Origin of the sequence: Rahnella laticis (assembly GCF_015644585.1) — a bacterium.
GTDB lineage: Bacteria > Pseudomonadota > Gammaproteobacteria > Enterobacterales > Enterobacteriaceae > Rahnella > Rahnella laticis.
Window position 1 is genome coordinate 334,351 of sequence record NZ_JADOBI010000006.1, and the last position, 18,087, is coordinate 352,437.

Below are 18,087 nucleotides of genomic sequence, written 5' to 3' on the forward strand. Positions count from 1 at the left end.
ATGCAGCAGGTTTTAGCAGAGCGCTGCATAAAGTTTAGGCAGTGGAAACTTAACCGGCGGGATGTAAAGAGAACTCTTCGAGCCGCTTCACACCTTTTTTGTCGCAAGACCCGCGTTACCACTTCCGGGTGGCGTAGTACGCGCAAAACTCTCGCGCAGGAACAGGCGTTCAACCAGTTTGATCAGCGCAGGACGCTCAACACACCAGCCCGGCGCAATGCGGCGAAAGTTGATATAACCGAGCGAACAGGCGGTGGCGATATCGGCGACGTTAAGATGGTCAGAATTCAGCAGCGTGCGGTTTTCGGCGTGTTTTTCCAGCGCGTCCAGCCCGCGCAGAAGTTTCTCCCGCTGACGTAAAATCCAGGCTTCGTTGCGTTTACCGGCTTCACGGCGGTTTTCCAGCACCAGCGCCACGGCGGCGTCCGTCACGCCATCGGCCAGCGCTTCAATTTGTTTTACCCGCAACGCTTCCAGCGGCTGCCACGGCAAAAAGGTCGGCGCGACGTTCATCAGCTCGATGTACTGCACAATTATGGGGGAATCGTAAAACACTTCGCCGTCGTCAGTGACCAGCGCGGGGACTTTGCCGAGGGGATTAAACTGGGTGATTTTGCAGCCCGCGTCGTGCGGCACGTCGTTGATGAAATCGAACGGGATACCTTTTTCCAGCAACATCACCGAAATTTTGCGCACATACGGGCTGGTATAACTGCCGATCAGTTTCATCAGAGCCTCCACGTTTTTCACCGGAACCTCTGTTAAAGCTAGCAGCCACGGCACGCTTTACCAGTAAAGACGCGACGGGCTGCCAGCTTTCAGAGTCATCCGGCGGGGAACAGGAAGGGGTTCACGCCGCTGCCAGTAAAGCCTTTATCTTCCATGCGGTCGTCGAGCAACAGCGTGGCAAGATCGTCGGCGACGGCATCGGCCTGCGGATCTTTATCCTGATAAATCACTTTGAGATACGCGCCGCAATCATCGCAGGCTTCGGCTTTGATCGTCGCCTGCTCAGCACCGGCGGAATCTTCGCTTAAAGACCAGTAGTGAAGATTGCCCATTTCGTCGCAATTGCTGCATTTGGCGCGCACGACGTGCCATTCGCTTTCGCACAGATTGCAGTGCAGATAGCGCAGGCCGTTATTAGCACCCATCGCAATCACCGCCGAAACCGGAATGCTGCCGCACACCGGGCAAAACTGGCGGCTTTCACCGTAATCCGCGCGGCCAACGCCACGAAGCTGCGCAGCCATCTGCGCCCAGTACAGCGACAGCGCTGCCCAGATAAACGGCGCTTTGTCGGCAGGAACGTGTACGAAATCCTGGTTCAGTAATTGCGTCGCCATCATTTCCCGCTGAAGGCTCGGGGAATGTTCGAGGCGTTCCAGTACCTGGCGCACTGTTTCATCGGCACCCGGTTTGAGTTCCGCAATCAGCGCATCCAGCAAAACCAGCCAGTACGGTGTTCGCGGAAACAGGCTGCAATCGAGCGGCGGTTTACCGGCGGCTTTTTGCAGTTCTTCGCTGAGGTCAATTTCCAGCGGGAATGCCGCCAGAACGCGCTGCTGCGCGTCGCAAATCGTTGCGGCAAAATTCAGATACCCGTCCAGCGGGCTGTCTTCAGCCAGTGCGCGCAAACGATCGGCGCGGCGCTGGTAAAGGTTTTTCAGATTGGCGAACAATACGGGCGGGATATTTCCCGCCGTTTTGCCGTCAGCCAGTTCGTCCTGTGGAACAATCTGTATGCTCATCCGGCTTTCCTTTCATCCTTGTCTTTTTTCAGTTGTTCAGCACGCACCTGACGATACCAGCGAGGATGATGATATTTCGCCCATGATGCCGGAACTTTGCCTTCCGTCATGGCCGTGATGGAGCCTCTCGCCCAGGTCGCCGCGTATACATGCATGATAATCACCAGAATCAACCCGATACCGGCCAGCGAATGCACCAGCAGTGCAAGGCGGATCAGCGGGATCGGGAAGTAACCGGCAAACCACGGACGCCAGATAATGACGCCGCTCGCCATCAGCAGAACCAGACAGCTGATGGCCGCCCAGAATACGCATTTCTGACCGAAGTTATAGCGACCGGTGTCTCCGACTTCTTCATTCATCAGGACTTTATGAATATTTTTCGCCCACACGATGTCATCTTTTTCCGGCAGATTGTGCTTCCAGTAGCGGAAGAACATCCCGAGGAAGGAAACGAACATCACCACGCCGAAGAACGGATGAAGGATACGCGCCAGTTGCGGAGTGCCGTAAACATTCATCAGCCAGTTAAATGACGGGAAGAAGAAACCAATACCGCTGAGCGCCAGCGTCACAAAACAAAAAGCGACGATCCAGTGATTGAGGCGTTCCACCAGGCTATAGCGCTGGATTAACTTCTCTTTTTTCATGGGTGTGTCTCCTCATCATTCTGTTTTTCTTCCTCTTTCTCATCTGCGTGATCTTCTTTCACGTAGTTTGGCCCCACGCCAAGGAAGTGGAAGGCCGCCGCCGCGAAGGTCACAGCAAAACCCACGGCCGCCAGCGGTTTCCAGATGCCTTTCCAGAGCGTAACCGCCGTGCTGATGGCCGGGTCTTTTGGCAGGCCGTGGTACAGGTCGGGTTTATCAGCGTGATGCAGCACATACATAACGTGCGTGCCGCCGACGCCCTGTGGATCGTACAAACCGGCCTGTTCAAAGCCGCGCCCTTTCAGCTCGCTGACGCGTTCTGCCGCCAGATCCTGCATTTCCGTTTTGGTCCCGAAATGAATCGCACCGGTCGGGCAGGTTTTCACACAGGCAGGTTCCTGCCCGACGCTGACGCGGTCTACGCACAGCGTGCATTTGTAAGCGCGGTTATCCTGCGGGTTAATGCGCGGGATGTTGAACGGGCAACCGGCGATGCAGTAACCGCAGCCGATGCAGTGTTCCGACTGAAAATCGACGATGCCGTTGGCGTACTGAAGGATTGCGCCTTCCGCCGGGCACGCTTTCAGGCAGCCCGGATCGGCGCAGTGCATGCAGCCGTCTTTGCGGATCAGCCATTCCAGCTTGCCGTTTTCTTCCACTTCCGAGAAACGCATGACCGTCCAGGATTTCGCGCTGAGATCCATCGGGTTGTCGTAAACGCCGGTGTTCACGCCGACTTCATCGCGCAGGTCGTTCCATTCGGAACAGGCGACCTGACAGCCTTTGCAGCCGATGCAGGTGGTGACGTCAATAAGCTTCGCCACTTCCTGCTGATGATCGCGGGCACGCGGCGCTGGCGTGAACCCGTTGGTTGCGGACTTACGAAGTATGTCCTGAGATTGCATTGCCATAATTCGCCTCCGTTAAACCTTTTCCACGTTAACCAGGAACGCCTTGAACTCCGGCGTTTGCGAGTTAGCGTCGCCGACTGACGGCGTCAGCGTATTGGCCAGATAACCTTTACGCGTCGCACCTTCAAAACCCCAGTGACACGGGATGCCGATGGTATCGACATGCTTACCGTCGATGGTCAGCGGGCGAATGCGTTTGGTCACCACGGCTTTCGCCACGATAAAACCGCGTTTCGAGGAGACTTTAATCTCATCGCCCTGGGCGATATTTTTCGAGGCGGCAAGACTTTCGCCGATCTCGATAAACTGCTCAGGCTGCGCGATGGCGTTCAGCAAGGCGTGCTTGGTCCAGTGGCGGAAAAGTTCGGTGATCGAATAGGTGGTCGCGACGTACGGGAAGTCTGTCGCGGTGCCCATATTCGGTAAATCGCTGGCAAAAATGCGGGCGACCGGATTGGAAATGACGTCCGGGTGCAGCGGGTTGGTGCCAATCGGCGATTCGATCGGTTCGTAATGCTCCGGGAACGGGCCATCAGCCATTTTGTCGGTCGCAAACAAACGCCCGACGCCTTCCTGTTGCATGATGAACGGCCCCACACCGGTGCCCGGCGCGGCGGTGCTGTAATCGGCAACGTCGAAACCGGTCCATTTCGCGCCATCCCAGCGGATGATTTCGCGTTTTGGATCCCACGGCTGGCCCTGCGGGTCAACGGAGGCGCGGTTATACAGAATGCGGCGGTTCAGCGGCCAGCTCCATGCCCAACCGGACGTGCAGCCCAGACCGGACGGATCGGCGTTATCGCGGCGCGCCATCTGGTTACCGGCTTCGGTCCAGCTGCCGGCGTAAATCCAGCAGAAACTGGCGGTCGAACCGTCATTTTTCAGGTGTGCAAAGGTGAAAATCTGCTGGCCTTTTTTCGCCAGAATATTGCCCTGATCGTCGCGGATATCCGCCAGCGCTTTGCCGTTGGCTTCGCGGGCGATTTCTTCCGGCAGCGGGTCAAGCGGATCCTGATAATCCCACGCCATGTTCATCACCGGCAGCGGGTTCGCCCCGCCTTCTTTCTGGTACAGCTCGCGCAGTTTCATGAACAGACGCGCAATGATTTTGCCGTCGTGCAGCGCTTCACCCGGTGGCTCAGACGCCTGGAAGTGCCATTGCAGCCAGCGGCCGGAGTTCACGATTGAGCCGTTTTCTTCCGCAAAACAGGAAGACGGCAGGCGGAACACTTCGGTCTGAATGTCGGCGGTTTGCACGTCGTTCATCGCACCGTGGTTCTGCCAGAAGTTCGAAGACTCAGTCACCAGCGGGTCGATCACCACCATGTATTTCAGTTTTGAAAGCGCGCGCGAGGATTTGTTTTTGTCCGGGAAAGCCGCCAGCGGGTTGAAGCCCTGCACGATATACCCGTTGAGTTTGCCCTGGGTCATCAGCTCGGCCTGTTGCAGCACGTCGTAGCTTTTGTCCCATTTCGGCAACCAGTCATAACCCCAGTCGTTGTCCGCCGTGGCGTGTTCGCCCCAGAAACTTTTCATCATACTGACAAAGAAGTTTGGCGTGTTTTTCCAGAAGTTAACCTGATTTTCGACCAGCGTTCCCGGCGTAATTTGCTTCAGGTAATCGGTGATATTGGTTTGTTTCTCAGACGGCAGCGGCATGTAGCCCGGCAGATTGAGCGACAGCAAACCGAGATCGGTATAACCCTGAATATTCGAGTGGCCGCGCAGCGCATTGACGCCGCCGCCAGGCATGCCGATATTGCCGAGCAGCAGCTGAATCATCGCCGCACAGCGGATGATTTGCGCGCCGCCGGTGTGGTGCGTCCAGCCCAGTGCGTACAGGATGGTGGAGGTTTTATCGCGCGCGCAGGTTTCCGCCAGAATCGAGCTTATCAGCAGGAAATCTTCTTTCGACGTACCGCACAGGCGTTCGACCATTTCCGGCGTATAACGGGAAACGTGCTCTTTCAGCAGATTCCAGACACAGCGCGGGTCTTGTAGCGTTTTGTCCTGCTTTGCAATGCCGTTTTCATCAAGCTGATAATGCCAACTGTCTTTGTTGTAGGCTTTTTTCGTGGCGTCGAAACCGCTGAACAGCCCGTCATTAAAGGCATAATCTTCACGCACCAGCAGGCTGGCGTTGGTGTATTCCCTGACGTATTCGGTCTGAATTTTATTATGCGTAATCAGGTAGTTGATCATGCCGAGCAGGAAGGCGGTGTCGGAACCGGCGCGGATTGGCGCATAAATATCGGCTACGGCGGCGCTGCGGTTAAAGCGCGGATCGACAACAATGACTTTGGCATTATTTTTGGTTTTGGCTTCAATCACCCATTTGAATCCGACCGGATGGGCTTCCGCCGCATTACCGCCCATAATCAAAATGACGTTGGCGTTTTTGATATCCACCCAGTTGTTGGTCATCGCGCCGCGACCAAAACTCGGCGCTAAGGCGGCAACGGTCGGCCCGTGGCACAGGCGCGCCTGACAGTCGATGGCGACCATACCCATTGCGCGGGTGAATTTCTGATCCAGCAGGCCGGTTTCGTTACTCGCCGCGGACGAGCAGAGCATTCCGGTGGTCAGCCAGCGGTTGACCGTCACGTTGTTCTCATTTTTCTCAACGAAGTTGGCGTCGCGGTCATCTTTCATCAGGCGGGCAATACGGGAAATCGCCTCGTCCCAGGTGATGCGCTGCCATTTATCTGAGCCCGGCGCACGGTATTCCGGGTATCTCAGACGGCCTTCGCTGTGAATATAATCCAGCACGCCGGCCCCTTTCGGGCACAACGAGCCACGACTGACCGGATGATCGGCGTCACCCTCAACGTGGAAGATATTCTCGGTGACATTTTTCGCACCGTCGCCCTGGCTGTAAATCAGCATTCCGCAGCCGACCGAACAGTACGTGCAGTTGTTGCGGGTTTCACGCGAACGGAGCAGTTTGTATTGGCGGGTTTCCGCCAGCGCCAGCGTCGGGGCGAACCCTAGTAACGCGGCTGTTGTACCGGCCATTCCGCCCGCACAGATTTTGAATAATTGTCTTCTGCTGACCTGCATGAAAGACTCCTTCCCATCATTTGTTAACACATTGCTTTTCAAATTGGCGCTTTCCCCGTCAGACGCGGAAGCGGTAAAATTAAGGCTCAGTACCCATATTTTTTGTACGGCTTATGTAGCCGGATTGTTTATAAGGTTATTGCCAATGGATGTCCATCAAGTAAACGAACTGGGCGAAAAAGATGACAAAAAAGTGACTCAGATCATCGGAGCGCGCCAAAAAACGGTGATGCAGCGCGCCCGTCTGGATGCGCCCGAAGAGGACTGGATTGCTGAAGAAGTGCCCGTCGCGCTGGTCTATAACGGGATATCGCACGTGGTGATGATGGCGTCGCCAAAAGACTTCGAAGCCTTCGCGCTGGGCTTTTCGCTCTCGGAAGGCATTATCGAATCGGCCAGCGACATTTACGGAATGGACGTCGCGCAAAACTGTAACGGAATCGAGGTTAATATTGAGTTATCGAGCCGCCGCTTTGCCGGGCTGAAAGAGCGCCGCCGCGCGATGGCGGGCCGTACCGGTTGCGGCGTCTGCGGCATCGAACAGCTGGGCGATCTGTTTCGCCCTCTCGCGCCGTTGCCGTTTACGCAAACCTTCGATCTGGCAAATCTGGACGCCGCGCTGCATCAGCTGAAATCCGTTCAGACCATCGGCCAGCTGACCGGCTGCACGCACGCCGCCGCGTGGATCACCCCGGAAGGCACGCTGTCGGGTGGCTGCGAAGATGTCGGCCGCCACGTCGCACTGGATAAAATGCTCGGCCTGCGCGCCCGACAAAATGACTGGAATACCGGCGCCGCGCTGGTTTCAAGCCGCGCCAGTTATGAAATGGTGCAGAAAGCCGCGATGTGCGGCGTTGAAATCCTGTTCGCCGTCTCCGCCGCCACCACGCTTGCGGTAGACGTCGCAGAAAAATGTAACCTGACGTTGGTCGGTTTCAGCAAACCCGGCCGGGCAACGGTGTATACGCATCCTCAGCGGTTGCGGTAAACTCAGCGCAGAATTTGAACAGCTCCCCTCAACAATAATTATAAGGAAATCAAATGCGACAGCCGTACCGACTGGAAAGCATAACTCTCAGGGATGTGGGCGTATTTGAGAATACGCATTTTGATTTCCCACCGATTAAAAGCGCCGAGGCTGACGCGGAAAAGGCGGAGATTCATATCTTCACCGGCCCGAACGGCTGCGGCAAAAGTACGCTGCTGTATGCGCTGGCGGCGGTTTTTGAGGGGAGGATGTCTGATGAATTATTAATTCTTAAAAGATTTCGGAGTGATAACAGCCGGGTAGAATTTTCCTTTAATAATGATGAAGGTTCTTATCATGGTCGTCTTATCGACCAAGAATTCATACATTCAGATACCTTAGAGGCTTGGGTTGGTTCTAATCACAAAGAGATTAATGATTATCAAAAAAAGGCGATCCTTCCGTTTGATAAATTATTTACAACCACCAAATTTGCCGTGTTCTCTTATTCAGGCCAAACCACACTATCTGAAAAATTCGATAACTTTTCCTATACCGAAATTAGAGAATCTCCTTTCAAGAATGCTCTGTCTTTTAGCTCTACTGTTCGCCCAAAAACCATCTCTAATTGGATAGCAATCAACCGTTCAAATGCCGCACTCGCAATGCAAGATGGTGAATGGGAAGAAAAAAATAAATATGACTTTTCGCTTAGTAGAATCACTGACTTCATTAAATCAATTTGTGATCTCGAAATTGTATTTCGTTTAGTAAGAAAACCTCGTTCTATATCTTTAGATATAAATAGCGAGACTGTGCCTCTAAATGTTTTACCTGATGGGATGAAATCTATTATTGCCTGGGTGGCAGATCTCGCCTTACGTCTTGAGGATATACCATGGGAAGAAGATTGCGATATCTTCTCGCAACCGATCATCTTATTCCTCGACGAAGTCGATATTCATCTGCACCCGAAATGGCAGCGCCGCATTCTTCCGGCGATTCAAAAATTACTGCCCAATGCGCAGGTTTTTGTTTCCACGCATTCACCGTTTGTCGTGGGTTCAGTGGAAGATGCCTGGGTTTACCGGTTGCCCGATCCGCAGCGTCTGGTGTGCCGTGATCCGCATATTTCCGAGGTGATTACGCCGACGGAATCCGCAGGCGGGAAAAGTTATCAGGTGATTCTGGAAGAAGTGTTCGGCGTCGAAGAACAATTTGATGTTGAAACGGAAGAGTTATTAGAACAGCTCCAGCTTGCAAGAAATGGTTACTTAGCTGGCACGCAGGATGACAGTGAACTGAAGAAAACGGTTGAATTGCTGTTAGCCAAAAATAGCGAAGAATTGGAAGGTATTGTCCAGATGGAAATGAGACAAGTTGCAAGGCGCAAACCTAAAGGGAATTAACATGTTGAAAATTACCAGACCGGTTTGCCCACCCCTTTTAGCGAAAGGGCATGCCAAATGGACAGATGATTTTATGATCGCCAGAGCTGCAAATTCCAGTTCAAAATTTAGCTGGCGATCCAAAAAAAGCTATCAGCAAATGCGTGAAGCGCTTTTAGCCATGACGCTGAATCATTGCGCTTTTTGTGATGGAATCATCGGCATTGAAAGCCTGGAAACTGTTGAGCATTTTCAACCGAAAAAACATTTTCCAGCGCTGGCTTATACGTGGGGAAATTTATTCCCCTGCTGCAACCGATGCCAGGAACAGAAGGGCGAGAAGTACAATCCTGCGCTGCTAAAACCCGATGACGTTCTCTACGATTTTGAACACTTTTTTGTATGTAATGATGATGGTTCGATTGAACCCTCTGCCGCTGCAACTGTGCATGATCAGGAAAGGGCGCAAGTAACGATCGACCTTTACGGGCTAAATCTGCCTGCACGCAAAAAACAACGCCGTACTCAGCAAAAGTTATATCGCAGCGGCGCACACGATCTGTCTCTGGATGATTTGCCTTACCGGTTTTATCTTGCTGGCTGAAGAATCAATGATTGAACCCTCTAAGCACTCAGTGCCTTTAGACAATTTAGGATTGTTTGCGGTTATCTGGTTCTAAGCCCTCAATAACAGGGGCTTACGCGTAGCCTTACCAAGCGTCGGGTTTAGATAATCATTTTCAATATCATTTAATTAACTATAATGATCCGACTGATTACGCGGTGCTCACAAAGACGGTGCCGCCCTACACTATGGAGACGATGAACATGAGTTATTCACTGCCATCACTGCCTTACGCATACGACGCACTCGAACCGCATTTCGACAAAGAAACGATGGAAATCCATCACTCTAAACACCACCAGGCTTACGTTAACAACGCTAACGCCGCGCTGGAAAGCCTGCCAGAACTGGCTGCGCTGTCTGTTGAAGAGCTGATTTCTAACCTGGACAAAGTACCTGCGGATAAGAAAGTTGCACTGCGTAACAACGCAGGTGGCCACGCTAACCACAGCCTGTTCTGGAAAGGCCTGAAAACTGGCACAACCTTACAGGGCGAACTGAAATCTGCGATCGAACGCGATTTCGGCAGCGTTGATGCTTTCAAAGAAGCTTTTGAGAAAGCAGCAGCAACCCGCTTCGGTTCCGGCTGGGCATGGCTGGTTCTGAAAGACGGCAAACTGGCTGTTGTTTCTACTGCAAACCAGGACAGCCCGCTTATGGGCGAAGCTGTTTCAGGCGTTTCCGGTTACCCGCTGCTGGGTCTGGACGTTTGGGAACACGCTTACTACCTGAAATATCAGAACAAACGTCCTGATTACATCAAAGCCTTCTGGGCTGTTGTAAACTGGGACGAAGCAGCAAAACGTCTGGCTGAAGCGAAATAATTTCGCTCTGCTGCCCTTAGCGGGCACGATGTTTTCGCAAGAGGCAGGTCGGTGACCTGCCTTTTTTATGCCTCGTTTTAATGCCCCGACTTTTATGTCATGGCTTTTATGCAAAAAACGTAAGCCTGATCACTGTGTTACAGGGAATAATCCCTTCACCTTCCGCCATTTTTAGACCGCCCTCTCATTAATCAAAAATACCCCCCGGCACCTATAAAGTTTCTCTTAAGTCCTGACGATAGATTGTTCACAAAGGCGTCACAAAATCGCAAATTTTATTGCATGGAATGCTTGACGGAGAACAGCAATGGGCAACGGTACGAGTCTTTCGCAGTGGATGAGTAATCTCAAAGTCGGCACCAAACTGGGCCTCGGCTTCGGGTTGGTTCTTTTGATCGCCGCGGTGATCACCGCAGCCGGAATGATTAAGTTTAATGACATCAGCCAGCGCGCTGAGAAAGTTGATTTTAGTAATCAGATGAACGCGTTACTTAATGATGCCCGCCTCAGCCGCACATTGTATCAGCTCAACTATGACCCTGCCTATCTCAAGCAAAATCAGGACAAAATTAATGCACTGTCGCAGCTGATTGCGCAGTCGAAAGGCAAACTGGAATGGGATGCGACCAGCCAGGCCGATCTCAATCAGGTACCGGTAAAAATCCGTGAATATCAGGTAGCGCAGGACGCCTTCAAACAGGCCGTCGACAGAAAAGATGCGGTGCGTGCCAGCTGGAACCTTTCCGAAACCGAAGCCGTAGTGAAGCGTCTGCAAGACCAGTTACGCGTCGAAGACGCCGATCCGTCGATTCGTCTTTCCCTTGCGGAAGTGATTCAGAAACTGATCAGTGTGCGTTATTACGTGCGCGGCCTGTTACTCAGCATCAACAAGGAATCTGAGGCAACATTGTTGCAGGCCATCGACGATACGCAGACCAACGCCAAAAAACTTAACGCGCTGCTGCTGCCCAATCAGCAGGCGACGCTGGCCCCGCTGATGACCGCGCTGGCGACCTACAAAAGCCACGTTGTGGCGTACATGCCCGCCTATGAAGATGAGCAGAAAAACTCGCAACTTCTGTCCGTGAAAGCCGCCGAGATGAACGCGCTGGTATCGAAAATCTTCAAAAATGAACTGGATAATACGCACAACGATATCAGCAATGCGCAGATGATCATGATGGTGATCACGCTGATTGTAATGCTCGCCGGTATCCTGATTGCGTGGCGTATTACCCGCCAGATTGCGCAGCCGATCCGCGATACGCTGAAAACCGCCGAAGCCATTGCACAGGGTGATCTGACCGCCGCACGCACCACCACGCGCCGTGACGAACTGGGCATGCTGATGAACGCGGTTGCGGGGATGAGCCAGAATCTCAGCACGATGATTTATGAAATCCGCTCAGGCGTCTCGCAGGTTTCCCACGCAGCAGCGGAAATTGCCGCCGGTAATACCGATTTGTCCTCACGCACCGAGCAGCAGGCCGCCGCGGTTGAAGAAACGGCCGCCAGCATGGAAGAACTGAGCGCCACGGTGAAACAGAACGCCGATAACGCCCATCACGCCAGCAAACTGGCGAGCGAAGCATCGGGCACCGCCACCCTGGGCGGCAAGCAGGTCGGCGAAGTCGTCGATACCATGCAGCAGATTTCCGGCAGTTCAAAACGCATCGCAGAAATCACCTCCGTCATCAACGGCATTGCGTTCCAGACCAATATTCTGGCGCTGAACGCCGCCGTAGAAGCCGCGCGCGCCGGTGAACAGGGACGCGGGTTCTCGGTGGTGGCGTCCGAAGTCCGCACGCTGGCACAGCGCAGTGCGCAGGCAGCAAAAGAGATTGAAGGGCTGATTGCCGAATCGGTTGAACGTGTGAATACCGGCGCGAAGCTCGTAGAAAATACCGGACGCACGATGCAGGACATCGTGAAATCCGTCTCGCACGTCCGCGATATTATGGGCGAAATTGCGTCGGCTTCTGACGAACAAAGCCGCGGGATCAGCCAGATTTCACAGGCGATTGTTGAAATGGACAGCACCACCCAGCAGAACGCCGCGCTGGTTGAGCAGTCTTCGGCAGCGGCGGATTCTCTGGAAGATCAGGCCGCAACGCTGACGCAGGCGGTATCGGTATTCCGTCTGGCCGATAACGGCAGCATGCTGAAAGCGCCAGCTTCCGGCGCGCTGCGCCGCCCGGTTCTGCCGGCTGTGCAGGGTAAAACCAGTCAGGATAACTGGGAAACCTTCTGATTTCTCCCCGTCGCCCTGCGTGATTTTCGCGCGGGGCGATTCCTGATACTCCGAACCGGCAATGCAGGTTATGCTGAGGTTAACGACTGATTCCTCGCGGAGACCTTATGCATTATCCCGACGTTTATATCGGCAATATCGAAAGCTACCCGGATTATTCGCCCAGTGCGATTGCTAAACGCCAGATCGACGGCGCGGTCGTTCTGACGTCTGCCGGGCTCGAAGGCGATCAGCAGGCAGAAAAGAGTTATCACGGCGGCGCAGACCGCGCGCTGTGCCATTTCCCTCGCGAACACTACGCCTGGCTGCGTCAGCAGTTTCCCGAAGAAGAAGACCGTTTCCATCCTCCCGCCTTTGGCGAAAATCTCTCAACGCTCGGCATGACGGAAGATAACGTGTTTATCGGCGATATTTTCCGCTGGGGCGAAGCGCTGATTCAGGTCACACAGCCGCGTGCGCCCTGCTATAAGCTCAATCATTTTCTGGGATGCAAAAACCTGTCGCCGTTGTTGCAACAAAGCGGGCGCTGCGGATGGCTTTATCGCGTCATCGGCACCGGAAATGTCAGCGGCGATCGCCCGCTGGAGTTACTGACGCGCAACAGCGAGGTGTCCGTCGCGCAAGCGATTTCGATTGCCTTTAACATGCCGTTTGATGAGGAACAGTATCGCCGTCTGATGTCGGCTGCCGGGCTTTCTGCCAGCTGGAGCAAGACTATGCAAACGCGTCTGGTTCAGCGCAAGATCGAGGATTTTGGACGGAGATTGTTCGGTTCGGAAGGGAAGTAGTTTTAGCTCCCTCCCCTGCGAAGGGGAGGGTTGGGGTGGGGTGGGGTATCAAGGTCAAAAACATAAGTTAAAGTGTGCTTTAGCTATTGTGTTGCCAGCTAAACCCCCTCCCGACCTCCCCCTTCGCAGGGGGAGGAGCACGGCCGACTCGCCTGCCGTGGAGCTAAAATCAGAAGGCTTTTTTGGCGAAACCGGTGACGACTTTCAGGCCCATTTCGCGGCCCAGTGCGGTCATCGGGTGAACCACCACGATACCGCGTACGGTTTTCTTCAGCGTGCCCATATCAGCCTGTTCTTTCTTGGTGATTTCACGGCTGAACAGCTTTTCCAGTTTCTGCGCTTCGGTGCTGAGTTTTTTCACACGCACTTCTTTCAGACGCGCGATTTCTGCCGTCAGTTTTTCTTTCTCTTCTTCGTGTTTGTCGATCAGCTCAGCATTACCAGCCTGAATAACGGTCGCATCTTTGTGGTTCAGGGCATCCAGCATGTCGCTGAGGCGCTTAATTTCGGCTTTTTCGATTTCTTTCATGGTGTCAGATCCGTTCATGCCGCAGCGGGCACAACTGTAAAAAGGGATAATAACGCTCAGTGTATCAGAAAGTGCGCGATTCTTCAGTTCACTCCTGCACTTGCGCCAGCCCCGGCGGTAAGCCGCACATCTCGCAGGCACGCTGGCCGATACGGATCATCGCCGAAATATAGCGCGTGTCGAACACATAGCAACACGATAGCCGCAGACCGTTGCTGTAGCGCCCGCTCGGGGAATACAGCTGGCCCGGCGTCATGCAGATTTTATCCTGCAACAGCTGATGGAACAGCCTGACGCAATCCACTTCGGGCGGGAAATCAACCCAGATGACGAAACCGCCCGCCGGTTGTGTCGCACGCGTGCCCTGCGGGAAATGCAGCGCGATCAGCGCACGCGCCTGCTCAACCTGCGAGGCATAGCGGCGGCGCAACGTCCGCAGATGATGGTCGTAACCGCCGGACTCGAGAAAAAGGGTCAGCGTTTGCGACAACAGGGCAGATTCGGCCATCGAGGAAACGGCTTTGAGCTTATGCAGCCGGTCGGCGAACCGGCCGCCTTCCACCCAGCCAATGCGGAAATCCGGTGCCAGCGTTTTGGTAAAACTGGTGCAAAACAGGATCCAGCCATCGGTATCAAATGATTTCACCGCCGGAGAGAGCGTCGCACCGAACTGGATTTCGGCATAAAGACCATCTTCAATCAGCGGTACCTGATGAACGTTCATCAACCGCGCCAGGCGTTTTTTGGCAGCAAGCGGCATGGTAAAGCCCAGCGGATTTTGCGCTGTCGGCATCGCGATAACCGCATTCAGGCGCTTCTCGCTGAGCAGCATTTCCAGCACATCCAGAGAAAGTCCGGTTTGCGGATCGGTCGGGATTTCCACCGCTTTCAGCCCGAGGCTCGCCAGCATCGGCAGCAGATAAAAATAGGTCGGCGTTTCCAGCCCGACGCTGTCGCCCGGTTTGGTCGTCACGCGCAATGCCAGCTGCAACGCTTCCATACAACCGTGCGTAATCGTGATATCGGTCGGTTCTAAAATCATGCCCAGCGCCAGCGCGCGGCGGGCGATTTGTTGCCGAAGCGCCGGATGCCCCGGCGGCAAAGCATATTTCCCGATCAGGTCCGGCTGACGACGCAACAGGGACGACATAATGCGGCCGAGTTTTCCGCTCGGATAAAAGTCATTGGACTGCGGGCACGCCAGCGAAAGATTGGTGTACGCCGGGTCAGTTTGCGAGGCAAAAACGGTGTCGATCAGATCCAGTACTTCGTCTGCCGGTTCGGCGGCTGGCGTCTGAGGCTGTTCCTGCGGCGGCTGATGTTCCAGCGCGGGCAATGCGGCGCGTACATAAAAGCCGGACTGCGGGCGCGCCTCAATAAAACCACGATCTTCCAGCCGCCGGTACGCCGCGACTACCGTGTTAATGCTGACCGACCAGGTTTGCGCACTGCGCCGCACTGACGGCAAACGGCTGCCCGGTGCCAGCGTGCCGCGGCGAATGGCTTCGGCCAGTTGTTCCGCCAGCTGGTTGTAACGGGTGTCGGGCAGTTCCGCAATATCGGTCATGGTGTCAGTTCCGTAAAATTGAAAGGGTACAGTTTTGTTCTGTTGAAACTGTAACCCTAACAATAGCGTATTTCTGGTTCTGTCACCTTCCCTCTGAGCTGATTATTCTGGTTATCTGGAATACAGGGGAAAAATAAAAAATGATAGATACCGCTTTTGTCAGTTACGTCACCGTGATGTCCATTACACCGGGCCCGAACAATCTGTTGCTGGCGGCGTCCGGGGTGAATTTTGGGTTACGCCGCAGCGTACCGATGATGCTGGGGATCACGCTGGGCTGCGTGGTGCAATGCGCGCTGATGACCTCCATGCTGGCGATTTTACTGAGCTGGATGAACGTCGTGCGTCTGCCGATGGCGGTTGTGGGGTGTACTTATCTGTTCTGGCTGTCGTGGAAAATTTACCGTTCCGGCACGCCGAAAGAAGGCGAAAAACAGCAACCGATGAATATGGTCGGCGGCGCGCTTTTTCAGGCTATTAACCCGAAAGCCTGGCTGATGGCGACTAACGTGGCGATCCTGTTTACACCGCCGGACGGCAATATGCTGCATCACACGCTGCTGATTTGCGTCGGCTTCGCGCTGATCAACCTGCCGTGCATTCTGATCTGGGTGGTGATGGGTGACAGATTACGTCAGGCGTTACGTGTGGAATGGAAGCTGAAACTGTTCAACACAATTATGGGCGGAATGATGGCGTTAACCGCACTGTGGCTGCTGGTCGGCGAAGTGCGTCACGCGCTTAACTAAAGCGAATCCCCAAAATAGTTCGGGTTGCAGAAAGGCGGCAAGTGATGGGATCCCGATGAGCTTACTCAGGTAAGTGATTCGGGTGACTGAACGCAGCCAACGCATCTGCGGATCGAAGTATGACGGGGATTTATTTTTTGACCGGGGAAAGGCGTGATGGCTGCTGATTGCTGATATGTGCGATCAGGCCGGTAATAGAAAGGACCATCGTGGAGCGGACGATTTGCTGGTAACGCTGACGTTGCATAGCGATCAGTGATTCGTCGGCTTCACCGGGTTTGAGGAAAGTTGGCGCAGGCGGTAGCTCCGTCACGCAATGTAATTCGCCAAACGGGCCGAGAATTTCATCGTCGGTAAAACGATATTCTTCGCCGTCGTAATTCAGCTCTTCACGCAGCGCCATCAGTAATTCCGCATCTTCGTACTCATGACGGCTGATCACACCCAACGCGTAAATCAGTTTCAGGCGGACGGAAAGATCGCCAAGCGGCCCGGTGCCGGTCAGCAACGGTTCAACGGCGTACTTCACTGCATAATCGTCTTTGCGAAAAACCTGCACGACCAGAATATCCAGCGCTTCAGCCAGCAATTCCACGGCGGTCATCAAAAAGCTGCGCACAGTTTTACCCGCATTGAGCTTTTCCAGTACACGGTTTTCAAACGCCTGAGCTTTTTCCATAGGGCTTACTTGCAGTAAAGAACCGGTGCTAATAGCGCCCCTGGCGTCATCCATGATGCGCGCATGAAGGGCAGGAAGATCCTGCCCGACAGGGCTTTCTTTGCCTGGTGTTGGCGAAATCAAAACGAACGCAGTATTAGTGCATGGATTCGTAGATTTTTACAGCCTGGGCAACCACTTCACCCTCTTCCGGCAGGCCTGAAATCTGGGCGAGGGCAGCTTTTGGCCCGACTTTCTCCAGCAATTCAACCAGCTCTTTGGCTTGTGGATCCTGCTCGCTGCGGTAGTGCATCGCAGCCGCAATCCCTCTCACCAGATTTTCATGAGGAAGGCGATATTCCTGAGTGCCCAGCAGAGGTTTGATCAGACGATCGCCCGCGCTGAGTTTACGCAGTGGCTGACGGCCAACGCGTTCAACATCATCATGCAGATACGGGTTTTCGAAACGGGACAGAATTTTTTCGATGTACGCCGCGTGTTTTTCCGGGTCAAAACCGTAACGACGGATCAGCACTTCACCGCTCTCTTCCATCGCACCGCGAACCACCAGACGCACTTTTTCGTCGAGAATGGCATCACGGATTGTCGCATGGCCCGCCTGCTGACCGAGATACGCAGTGATCGCGTGGCCGGTGTTCAGGGTAAAGAGTTTACGTTCCACGAACGCCATCAGGTTATCGGTCAGCTCCATTCCGGCGATTTCCGGCAGAGGGCCTTTAAACTGCGTTTTATCCACAATCCACTCGCTGAAGGTTTCAACGGTGACTTCCAGCGGATCGGTCGAACCGGCGGCGGCTGGTGGCACGATGCGGTCTACGGCAGAATCGACAAAGCCGATATGCGCTTCAACCCAGGCTTTTTCATCTTCCGGCAGCGCGTTGAATACGTGCTGTTTGAACTGGCTGGTGCCGCGCACCATGTTTTCACAGGCGATAATATTCAGTGGCTTTTCGTTGCCCTGCTGGTGACGCAGCACCAGACCTTTCGCCACGTTCGGCGCGATTTTTTCGAGCACGGTTGGGCCCACGGCGGTGGTCACTAAATCGACTTCAGCAATCAGGTTGATGGCATCCTGACCGGCGCTGTTGACGGCATTCACATTGCTGACAGGCTCAACGGTGGCCTGTTCACCGACAACGTGCACGTTATAGCCTTTGCGGCTGTTCAGTGCATCCAGTAAAGCAGGGCTGACATCGGCAAATGTCAGTTCAGCCCCGGCATCAGCAAGTAATTTACCGATAAAACCGCGACCAATGTTACCTGCGCCAAAATGTAATGCTTTCATAATATTTCCTTCAAATCGGGGGCCATACTTTCTGGTAAAAAGCTTTAGGTAAAGCTGGGAGCC

General features: G+C 54.0%; 16 protein-coding genes. 7 read left to right on the plus strand and 9 right to left on the minus strand.

Going from position 1 to position 18,087, the window contains the following annotated elements; all coding sequences use genetic code 11:
* Positions 1-87: 87 nt before the first annotated feature.
* From IV433_RS15705 to fdnG, 5 genes are all read right to left on the minus strand, one after another.
* Positions 88-729 (minus strand): glutathione S-transferase, encoded by a 642-nt coding sequence (locus IV433_RS15705; RefSeq protein WP_195814924.1) that lies wholly within the window; start codon positions 727-729, stop codon positions 88-90.
* A gap of 95 nt (positions 730-824) precedes the next feature.
* A complete protein-coding gene (gene fdhE / locus IV433_RS15710) occupies positions 825-1,751 on the minus strand; it encodes a formate dehydrogenase accessory protein FdhE (protein WP_195814925.1) in 927 nt (308 codons plus the stop codon).
* On the minus strand, positions 1,748-2,401 hold the full coding sequence (fdoI, locus tag IV433_RS15715) for a formate dehydrogenase cytochrome b556 subunit (protein ID WP_195814926.1): 654 nt from the start codon (positions 2,399-2,401) through the stop codon (positions 1,748-1,750). Before fdoI ends, fdhE begins: the two co-directional genes overlap by 4 nt.
* Complete coding sequence (gene fdxH, locus IV433_RS15720) at positions 2,398-3,312, minus strand: formate dehydrogenase subunit beta (RefSeq protein ID WP_152323699.1); 915 nt, start codon at positions 3,310-3,312, stop codon at positions 2,398-2,400. Before fdxH ends, fdoI begins: the two co-directional genes overlap by 4 nt.
* Positions 3,313-3,324: 12 nt before the next feature.
* Complete coding sequence (gene fdnG / locus IV433_RS15725) at positions 3,325-6,372, minus strand: formate dehydrogenase-N subunit alpha (protein WP_195814927.1); 3,048 nt, start codon at positions 6,370-6,372, stop codon at positions 3,325-3,327.
* Positions 6,373-6,517: 145 nt separating this feature from the next.
* On the opposite strand from fdnG, the gene fdhD reads away from it, so the two are divergent.
* The 6 genes from fdhD (at position 6,518) to yiiM (ending at position 13,215) form a co-directional block, all read left to right on the plus strand.
* Positions 6,518-7,360, plus strand: coding sequence for a formate dehydrogenase accessory sulfurtransferase FdhD (gene fdhD / locus IV433_RS15730; RefSeq protein ID WP_195814928.1), 843 nt, complete (start codon positions 6,518-6,520; stop codon positions 7,358-7,360).
* Positions 7,361-7,413: 53 nt separating this feature from the next.
* Positions 7,414-8,748, plus strand: coding sequence for an AAA family ATPase (locus tag IV433_RS15735; protein WP_195814929.1), 1,335 nt, complete (start codon positions 7,414-7,416; stop codon positions 8,746-8,748).
* Between the two features lies 1 nt (position 8,749).
* Positions 8,750-9,331: a retron system putative HNH endonuclease gene (locus IV433_RS15740; RefSeq protein ID WP_195814930.1), complete on the plus strand. Its 582-nt coding sequence runs from the start codon at positions 8,750-8,752 to the stop codon at positions 9,329-9,331.
* A gap of 224 nt (positions 9,332-9,555) precedes the next feature.
* On the plus strand, positions 9,556-10,176 hold the full coding sequence (sodA, locus tag IV433_RS15745) for a superoxide dismutase [Mn] (protein WP_195814931.1): 621 nt from the start codon (positions 9,556-9,558) through the stop codon (positions 10,174-10,176).
* A 307-nt stretch (positions 10,177-10,483) separates the two neighbouring features.
* Positions 10,484-12,427, plus strand: coding sequence for a methyl-accepting chemotaxis protein (locus tag IV433_RS15750; protein ID WP_195814932.1), 1,944 nt, complete (start codon positions 10,484-10,486; stop codon positions 12,425-12,427).
* Between the two features lie 107 nt (positions 12,428-12,534).
* The gene (gene yiiM, locus IV433_RS15755) at positions 12,535-13,215 is read left to right on the plus strand and encodes a 6-hydroxyaminopurine reductase (protein WP_195814933.1); all 681 of its coding nucleotides are present in this window, start codon (positions 12,535-12,537) and stop codon (positions 13,213-13,215) included.
* A 169-nt stretch (positions 13,216-13,384) separates the two neighbouring features.
* Here the strand turns inward: yiiM and IV433_RS15760 are convergent, their stop codons facing one another.
* The gene (locus tag IV433_RS15760; RefSeq protein WP_195814934.1) at positions 13,385-13,744 is read right to left on the minus strand and encodes a YibL family ribosome-associated protein; all 360 of its coding nucleotides are present in this window, start codon (positions 13,742-13,744) and stop codon (positions 13,385-13,387) included.
* 88 nt (positions 13,745-13,832) lie between these two features.
* Positions 13,833-15,311 (minus strand): aminotransferase-like domain-containing protein, encoded by a 1,479-nt coding sequence (locus IV433_RS15765; RefSeq protein WP_195814935.1) that lies wholly within the window; start codon positions 15,309-15,311, stop codon positions 13,833-13,835.
* A gap of 140 nt (positions 15,312-15,451) precedes the next feature.
* On the opposite strand from IV433_RS15765, the gene IV433_RS15770 reads away from it, so the two are divergent.
* Positions 15,452-16,060, plus strand: a complete 609-nt coding sequence (locus IV433_RS15770; protein WP_101077782.1) for a LysE family translocator — start codon at positions 15,452-15,454, stop codon at positions 16,058-16,060.
* A gap of 130 nt (positions 16,061-16,190) precedes the next feature.
* Here the strand turns inward: IV433_RS15770 and IV433_RS15775 are convergent, their stop codons facing one another.
* The gene (locus IV433_RS15775; protein WP_101077866.1) at positions 16,191-16,739 is read right to left on the minus strand and encodes an MltR family transcriptional regulator; all 549 of its coding nucleotides are present in this window, start codon (positions 16,737-16,739) and stop codon (positions 16,191-16,193) included.
* A 136-nt stretch (positions 16,740-16,875) separates the two neighbouring features.
* Positions 16,876-18,024, minus strand: coding sequence for a mannitol-1-phosphate 5-dehydrogenase (gene mtlD / locus IV433_RS15780; RefSeq protein WP_195814936.1), 1,149 nt, complete (start codon positions 18,022-18,024; stop codon positions 16,876-16,878).
* Between the last annotated feature and the right edge of the window lie 63 nt (positions 18,025-18,087).

Bases quoted from the DNA above. Each gene is read 5' to 3' on its own strand.
- fdoI (WP_195814926.1), bottom strand. From the start codon at position 2,401: ATGAAAAAAGAGAAGTTAATCCAGCGCTATAGCCTGGTGGAACGCCTC.
- yiiM (WP_195814933.1), top strand. From the start codon at position 12,535: ATGCATTATCCCGACGTTTATATCGGCAATATCGAAAGCTACCCGGAT.
- IV433_RS15765 (WP_195814935.1), bottom strand. From the start codon at position 15,311: ATGACCGATATTGCGGAACTGCCCGACACCCGTTACAACCAGCTGGCG.
- IV433_RS15750 (WP_195814932.1), top strand. From the start codon at position 10,484: ATGGGCAACGGTACGAGTCTTTCGCAGTGGATGAGTAATCTCAAAGTC.
- IV433_RS15760 (WP_195814934.1), bottom strand. From the start codon at position 13,744: ATGAAAGAAATCGAAAAAGCCGAAATTAAGCGCCTCAGCGACATGCTG.
- fdhE (WP_195814925.1), bottom strand. From the start codon at position 1,751: ATGAGCATACAGATTGTTCCACAGGACGAACTGGCTGACGGCAAAACG.
- IV433_RS15770 (WP_101077782.1), top strand. From the start codon at position 15,452: ATGATAGATACCGCTTTTGTCAGTTACGTCACCGTGATGTCCATTACA.
- IV433_RS15775 (WP_101077866.1), bottom strand. From the start codon at position 16,739: ATGGAAAAAGCTCAGGCGTTTGAAAACCGTGTACTGGAAAAGCTCAAT.
- fdhD (WP_195814928.1), top strand. From the start codon at position 6,518: ATGGATGTCCATCAAGTAAACGAACTGGGCGAAAAAGATGACAAAAAA.
- IV433_RS15735 (WP_195814929.1), top strand. From the start codon at position 7,414: ATGCGACAGCCGTACCGACTGGAAAGCATAACTCTCAGGGATGTGGGC.
- IV433_RS15705 (WP_195814924.1), bottom strand. From the start codon at position 729: ATGAAACTGATCGGCAGTTATACCAGCCCGTATGTGCGCAAAATTTCG.
- fdxH (WP_152323699.1), bottom strand. From the start codon at position 3,312: ATGGCAATGCAATCTCAGGACATACTTCGTAAGTCCGCAACCAACGGG.
- mtlD (WP_195814936.1), bottom strand. From the start codon at position 18,024: ATGAAAGCATTACATTTTGGCGCAGGTAACATTGGTCGCGGTTTTATC.
- fdnG (WP_195814927.1), bottom strand. From the start codon at position 6,372: ATGCAGGTCAGCAGAAGACAATTATTCAAAATCTGTGCGGGCGGAATG.
- sodA (WP_195814931.1), top strand. From the start codon at position 9,556: ATGAGTTATTCACTGCCATCACTGCCTTACGCATACGACGCACTCGAA.
- IV433_RS15740 (WP_195814930.1), top strand. From the start codon at position 8,750: ATGTTGAAAATTACCAGACCGGTTTGCCCACCCCTTTTAGCGAAAGGG.